The sequence below is a fragment of the Methylomonas rivi genome (assembly GCF_024505165.1).
Taxonomy (GTDB): Bacteria; Pseudomonadota; Gammaproteobacteria; order Methylococcales; family Methylomonadaceae; genus Methylomonas; species Methylomonas rivi.
Map to the genome: position 1 here is coordinate 1 of NZ_JANIBK010000173.1, position 7,013 is coordinate 7,013.

Genomic DNA, 7,013 nt, shown 5'->3' on the forward strand with positions numbered 1-7,013 from the left:
GCGAAATAGGCCGTGCCCAGTCTGTGCAGGCCGCCGCCTGCGGCCTGCCCGCCCATAGCGACATGAATCCGGTGTTGTTGAAGCCCACCACCGATACCTGCGCCCAGGTCATCATTCACGGCCGAGTATTGCAAAATCAGTCCGCAACGCAGTATCACGATTATAAAAAAGTCGCCAAACAAGCCGTATTGGCATCCTGGCGGCGGCTCACCGCGCAATACCAAACCGTGGTCGTGGAAGGCGCCGGCAGTCCGGCGGAAATCAATTTACGGGCCGGCGACATCGCCAACATGGGTTTTGCGGAAGCCGTGGATTGCCCGGTGATTTTAATCGCCGACATCGACCGCGGCGGCGTATTCGCGCATATCGTCGGCACCTTGGCCTTGCTGTCCGCAGCCGAACAAAACCGCGTCATCGGCTTTGTGATCAACCGCTTCCGCGGCGATATCGCCCTGCTGCAATCGGGCCTGGACTGGCTGGAGGCCGAGACCGGCAAGCCGGTACTGGCCGTGTTGCCCTATTTGCACGACTTGTATCTGGAAGCGGAAGACGCCCTGTCCAGCCGGCACGCCCGCAACGACGGCGAGCAAGCGTTTACCGTGGTGGTGCCGCACCTGCCCAGTTTCAGCAATCACACCGATTTCGATCCCCTGCAATTGCATCCCGGCGTACGGGTAGTGTTTGCCGGTGGCCCGGAAGACATTCAGGGCGCGGACCTGATCGTGCTGCCCGGCAGCAAATCGGTACGCCGCGACTTGGCGCGACTCAGACAGCAAGGCTGGGAGGAATTTATCCAACGGCATCTGCGCTACGGCGGCAAAGTGTTAGGTATTTGCGGCGGCTTCCAGATGCTGGGTCGGGCCATACATGACCCACATGGGCAGGAAGGCGACGCCGGCAGCGCGGTTGGCTTGGGTTTACTGGATATGGAAACCACGCTGCAAGCGCACAAATGCCTGCGCCAGGTCGGCGGCGTGTTTGCCGAACAGGCCGTGCCGGTTGCCGGCTATGAAATTCACATGGGCGTCTGCGGCGGCCCCGCGCTGGCGCGGCCTTTGTTCAAGCTGGACGGCGCCGATGACGGGGCCTTGTCCGTCGACGGCCAAATTGCCGGCAGTTATCTGCACGGCCTGTTCGATTTGCCGGAGGCCTGTAACGCCCTGCTGGCCTGGGCCGGGTATCGGCAAGCGCGAGCGGTGGATTTTAATGCCCTGCGCGAGGCCGGTATCGACCGGATCGCCGACAGTTGGGCCGCGCATTGCGACGGGGCCAAGCTCGACTCGGCGCTGGCACGGTTTTATGCCCGGGATTGCTGACGGTTGCCGGAGGCTAAAAGCGGTTTATTCGGTTTCGGCCAGTTGCTCGGTTTCATGCGGCACGACGCCTTGCGCCAGCAAATCCAGATAGATCCGGTAACAGTTGCGGCCGGCGCGCTTGGCTTGATACATGGCCTGGTCGGCGTGGCGCAGCAGCGTATACGGGGCCACGTCATCCAGCGGATAAAGCGTTACGCCGCAGCTGGCACTTATCCAAACCGGATGCACATTCAGCGTAAACGGCTCGGCCAGCGCCGAGTGTATCCGGCCCAGCGTATCCTCGCATTGTTGGCGGGATTGTAAATCCAGTAGCAACAAAGCGAATTCGTCGCCGCCCAGACGGCAAACCGTGTCGCATTCGCGCAAATTGCTTTTGATGCGCTTGGCCACTTCTATCAATAGCTCGTCGCCCACGGCATGGCCAAAGGTGTCGTTCACCGGTTTGAAGCCGTCCAGATCCAGATAGCAGATCGCCAATAAGCCGCCGGAGCGTTTGGTATGAGCGATGGCTTGGTTGAAGCGGTCCGAGAACAGCGTGCGGTTCGGCAGGCCGGTCAACGGGTCGAAATGCGCCATGTGTTCCAGCAATTCCTGTTGCTGCTTGCGTTCGGTGATATCCGAAAACAGGCCGATATAATTGATGGTGGCGCCGCTTTCGTCGCGCAGGGCGGAGATGGTCAATAGTTGGGCGTAAACTTCGTTATTTTTATGCCGGTTCCAAATTTCGCCCTGCCAGTGCCCTTCTTCATTCAAGGCGGCCCACATGGCGCTATAAAACTCGGGCGCTTGCCGGTCGGATTTCAGCAGGCTGGGGTTTTTGCCTATGACTTCGGCATGGCCGAAGCCGGTTAATTCGGTAAACGCGGCATTGACATCCAGGATGCGGGCTTCGGCGTCGGTAATCATGATGCCTTCGTGGGCATCGGAAAATACCCGGGCCGACAATTTGAGCTTTTCCTCGGCGCGTTTGCGTTCGCTGATGTCCTGCACAATGCCCAGCATACGGACCGGTTTGCCGTTTTCATTCCGCTCCACTTGCCCGACCGAGCGCATCCAGCATTTTTTGCCGGTCACGTTGATACGGTATTCCACGTCGAATTTGGCGCCGTACCTTAGGTGTTTGCGCAATGCGTCGATGACTATCGGTCTGTCCTCTTTGCAGAGGGTGGCCAAAAAGTGCGCCCATTTGGGGTTTTCGGTTTTGGGAAAACCCAGACCGTTGGTGATAATTTCCGACCAGATTTGCCGGTTGTTGACCAAATCGAATTCCCAAGTGCCCACGCCGCCGTAGTATTGGCTGACCCGCAAGCGTTCTTCGCTGGCTTTCAAGGCCAGTTCGTCCAGTTTTCGCCGGCTGATGTCCTGCAACAGCACCACGAAGCGGTTATGGCCGGCCCGGTAACTGTCGATTGCCAGCCAGCGCTGGCTGTCCGGATCGTGTATTTCGAAGTGCGCGGGTTCGTGCCGGGTTTCGATGGCGGCAAAATGCCGTATGCATTCGCGAAGCTGCGGTAATGCCAAGCGGTTGGAGCGTTTGCCGATGCATTGAAAAGCTTTGATGCCTACGATGGATTCGAAGGCCGGGTTAATCATTAGGAAACGGGAGTCGGTAATCCGCCCGTTTGCATCCCTGATGGCTTCGTGCAAGGCAAAGCCCAGCGACATGTTGCGGTATAACAGGGCCAGATCGGCTTCGCTACGGCGGCGGGCCTTGATTTCCTTGCGCAACCTGAATACCCAGTAGCTGAAGAAAAGCAAGAGCAGCAAAGCCGAGCTGGCGTATCCGATCAGCGCCTTGCTGTCGATGCCCGGATCCACCTGTAGGCCCATCCAGCGGTTAATCAGGCTCTCCCGCCGGTCGGCCGGGATGGAATTCAGGGCTTTTTGCAAAATACTCAATAATTCCGGATGGGCCTTGCCGGCGGCAAACTGGAGCTGGTTTTGGTAACCGCTTTGGCCGGCAAAGCGCAAATGCAAAAAACCCTGTTGCCTGATGATGAAACTCGCCGAGGCCGCATCGCCGATATAGGCGTCCACGTCGCCCTCCTCGACTAAGGCCAGCGCTTCGGCCACGGAGCCGGTGGCGACGGTTTCGATCTTGGGATAGTGGCGGGCCAATAGTTCCTGGATGAAATAGCCTTTTACCACCGAGACTTTGCGGCCGGCCAACAAAGTCAACGAGCCGATATAGCCGAGCCTGTCGTCGCCGATGACGATGGCGGGCGCGCTGACATAGGGTGGGCTGAAATTCAGGTATTGCCGCCGCTCGGGGGTTTCCGTTATGGCGGCGATCATGTCCAGGTCGCCCTGTTTGGCCAGTTCCAGAATTTGATGCCAGGATTTGTCCTGGACGATCTCGAATTGCGCGCCCAGCCTTTTCTCGATCAGGCGCAAAAGTTCGGCCACCAAGCCGACATAATCGCCATTTTGGTCTATCCATTCATAAGGGGGAAAGTTGCGGTCTATCCCCACCCGAATTTTCGGGTGTTGCGCCAGCCAGTTGTGTTCCGGTATCGACAGGTTAAGCGTTGGGGTGGGGCTATGAATGAAACCGGCCAATTGCTCGTCCGATATAACGGGCGCCAGTTGCAAGCGGGCGTAGGTTTCGGCCGCCCGGCGCAACCGCTTGGCCTCGATTTGTCCCAACGGCACGCTGTCCGGCATGATCAGCTTACGGGTTTCCGCCGCTTCGAAACGTAATTGTTCCTGGCTGCGGCTGGTTTGGTATTCGTCGAGGATGAGCCGGATGACGTCTTCGGGATGGTCCAGTGCGTATTGCCAGCCTTTCAGCGAAGCCCGTCTGAACCGTTCGGCGCGGCCGGGATGTTGCCGCAGTTCCCTTTGGCTGGTAAACAATAGGTCGCCGTAAAAATCGATACCGTAGTTTTGCGGATTGATGATGTTGACCTTGATGCCGCGTTGCTGGAATTCGAACGGCTTATCGGTGAGATAGCCCGACATGGCGTCTACTTTGTCCCGAATGAGGTCCTCGATATCGAACGATTCGGCCACCGCAATGTAGCGGTTTTCGTTCAGGCCGGCTTCGGCCAGAAGCGCGCGGACAGGAGCGTTATTTTCGCCGACGGCATCGTACATGACCCGTTTGCCGGCCATTTCGTAGGGGCTAATAATGCCGGAAGACTGCTTGCTGAATAATACCAAGGCGTCGTGTTGAAAAATCGCCGCCAACGCTACCAGCGCTTCTCCCTTGGCGTAATGGGCAACGATGCCGGCGTCGCCGATGCCGTAATCGGTTTGGCCCGACAGAATGTGCCGGATGTAATCCTGCCCGGGCCGGCGTTCATGAATGTCCACATCCAGGCCTTCTTCCGCGTAATAGCCTTGCGCCTTGGCCGCGTAATAGCCGGCGAACTGAAATTGATGAAAATATTTGAGCTGCAGGCTAACGTGTTCAAGGGCTTGGCCGTTGGCGGGAGGAGCCGCCGGCAGAGGGGGGCTGGCTAGCAACAGCAAGGCCGCCAGAAAAAAGAAGAGTTTGTCGATCATCAATACCGGTCGAATATTGCATATTCAGGTTGATTCCATCGACGGTCATTTTACAGACAATAGGCGCCGATGTTAGATAGGATTTTTATTGAGCGGGGGAACAGGTTGTCGAAAGCCGGTACCGGATTGCTTTACCGGCTCCTCCGCGGGCGCGTGGGAACGAGGAATTTTTTAGCCGAATTGAAAAATAGCGGCGAAAATGGATTCGGCGCTATCGGTTTGCATCGGCTGACGCCGTGGTAAATAAGGACTGAAACTTGTTTTTGCCGGTATTGGCCTTGCGTTGTTGGGCGTGGGCCAGCGCCAGCTTGGCTTCGTTTTGCAATTGCGTGTCGGCGAAGGCTTGTTGTTTTCTGACCGGGGCTTGGCTGGCTTTACGGAAAAAACCTTCGGCTTCTATTGCCCGGTCCTGGCGCAGCAGAAAATCGGCATAAAAATAGTTGGCGTCTATCCCGTCCGGATTGATTTGCAGGCTGGATTTTAACAATTGTTCCGCCATGTCGTCGTCGCCGAACGAAACCGGCCAACCCGGCAGCATGTAATACAAAGTGCCCAACGTTACATAGGCGGCGCCATCCAAGGCTTTAGGATCGATACTGATGGCTTCTTCCAACAGTTTTTTGGCTTTTTCCAGGGTCGAAAGCGCGGTCAATGACGATTCGAAGGCGGCATTGGTGGATAGGATGGTGGCTTGCCAGATTTTGGGTTCGGCCGCATTGGGGTAGCGGTTTACCAGTTCCGCCGCTTTTTCCAGCAATTCGGGGTAAGCCCGTTTTTGCCGCGTTTCATCGTTTTGATAATACGCGGACGCCCAGGCGCTTTCCAGGTTGGCGATCGACGCATTCAAGTCCGACGCCAGCAACGGAGCGCTAAAAAGTAACAAAAAAACAACAACAGTGGCTCTATACATACATAAAATATAGAGCATTGTTGTTTATTTTTCAATATGCAACTTAAATTATTGTTATTTATTCCAATTCTTATAGGGGTTTTGGCTCAAATTGTTGTTGTAGTAGCGCAAATCGTCTGTCACTTCCGCGCCAAGCCAGGCCGGTTTGGCAAACGATTCGCCAATTTGCGACAACTCGACTTCCGCGACTATCAAGCCGGCGTTGTCCCCTTTGAATTCGTCAATTTCCCAAATATGACCGTGGTGATGCACGAAGTGGCGCATCTTTTCGATAAGCGGTTTATGGCAAAGGTCATCCAGAATGGTGTTCGCGTCAGCTAGCGGAATTTCGTATTCGAATTCTTGCCGGGAAGTACCGATGGTGGCGCTTTTGATATTCAGCCAGGCATGGCTGTCGGAAATTCTCACCCGCACGGAATTTAAAGGGCCGCCGCCGAGATAGCCTTGTTTGTAATGCACGGTGCGGTCGACTTCATTGCGCCACCCGTCGTTTGCCAACAGAAATTTATGTTCCACTTCTAAAGCCATGGGTTTTTCTCCATTTTCTAGTGATTTGTGATAATTCTTTATTATAATACTGGGTTATTAGTGTTAAGGTCTTGGCCCTCAAGCGCTAACTCATGCTGTTCACTCATTCTGGAGAATAAAGATGACTTTCGAATTACCCGCATTACCGTACGCAAATGACGCACTGGCACCGCACATTTCCGCCGAAACCATCGAGTATCACTACGGCAAACATCACCAAACCTATGTCACCAACCTGAACAATCTGGTTCCCGGCACCGAGTTTGAAGGCCTGTCTTTGGAAGACATCGTGAAAAAATCCTCCGGCGGTATTTTCAACAATGCGGCGCAAGTCTGGAACCACACTTTTTACTGGAATTGCCTGTCTCCAAACGGCGGCGGCGCCCCTACCGGCGGTTTGGCTAACGCCATCGAAAGAACTTTCGGCTCTTTTGAAGAATTCAAAGAAGCGTTCACCAAATGCGCGGTAACCACTTTCGGCTCGGGTTGGGCATGGTTGGTGAAAAATGCCAATGGCAGCCTGGAACTGGTCAGCACCAGCAACGCCGGTTGCCCATTGACTGCCGGCCAAACGCCGATCCTGACTTGCGACGTTTGGGAACACGCCTATTACATCGATTTCCGCAACGCCCGTCCAAAATACCTGGAAGCGTTCTGGTCCTTGGTGAATTGGGAATTTGCCGGCGCGAATTACGAAGCGTAATTGGACCGTTAAGCAATGACAAGGCCGGCATGACGCACGTCATGCCGGC

At 55.6% G+C, this 7,013-nt stretch carries 5 protein-coding genes; 2 read left to right on the forward strand and 3 right to left on the reverse strand.

Annotation, left to right across the window (positions count from 1 at the left end; translation table 11 throughout):
• Window positions 1-1,316: cobyric acid synthase (locus NP596_RS18810; protein ID WP_256616941.1), on the forward strand; the 1,316-nt coding region annotated here is incomplete at its 5' end.
• Window positions 1,317-1,340: 24 nt separating this feature from the next.
• Here NP596_RS18810 and NP596_RS18815 read toward each other — a convergent pair.
• The 3 genes from NP596_RS18815 to NP596_RS18825 all read right to left on the reverse strand — a co-directional run bounded on the left by NP596_RS18815 (window position 1,341) and on the right by NP596_RS18825 (window position 6,261).
• On the reverse strand, window positions 1,341-4,823 hold the full coding sequence (locus NP596_RS18815) for an ABC transporter substrate-binding protein (protein ID WP_256616942.1): 3,483 nt from the start codon (window positions 4,821-4,823) through the stop codon (window positions 1,341-1,343).
• A gap of 211 nt (window positions 4,824-5,034) precedes the next feature.
• On the reverse strand, window positions 5,035-5,670 hold the full coding sequence (locus NP596_RS18820) for a tetratricopeptide repeat protein (RefSeq protein ID WP_256616943.1): 636 nt from the start codon (window positions 5,668-5,670) through the stop codon (window positions 5,035-5,037).
• Between the two features lie 117 nt (window positions 5,671-5,787).
• A complete protein-coding gene (locus NP596_RS18825; protein ID WP_256616945.1) occupies window positions 5,788-6,261 on the reverse strand; it encodes a CYTH domain-containing protein in 474 nt (157 codons plus the stop codon).
• Window positions 6,262-6,382: 121 nt separating this feature from the next.
• Between NP596_RS18825 and sodB the strand changes: the two genes are divergently transcribed.
• The gene (gene sodB / locus NP596_RS18830; protein ID WP_256616946.1) at window positions 6,383-6,964 is read left to right on the forward strand and encodes a superoxide dismutase [Fe]; all 582 of its coding nucleotides are present in this window, start codon (window positions 6,383-6,385) and stop codon (window positions 6,962-6,964) included.
• The last annotated feature ends 49 nt before the right edge of the window (window positions 6,965-7,013 follow it).

Bases quoted from the DNA above. Each gene is read 5' to 3' on its own strand.
- NP596_RS18815 (WP_256616942.1), bottom strand. From the start codon at position 4,823: ATGATCGACAAACTCTTCTTTTTTCTGGCGGCCTTGCTGTTGCTAGCC.
- NP596_RS18825 (WP_256616945.1), bottom strand. From the start codon at position 6,261: ATGGCTTTAGAAGTGGAACATAAATTTCTGTTGGCAAACGACGGGTGG.
- sodB (WP_256616946.1), top strand. From the start codon at position 6,383: ATGACTTTCGAATTACCCGCATTACCGTACGCAAATGACGCACTGGCA.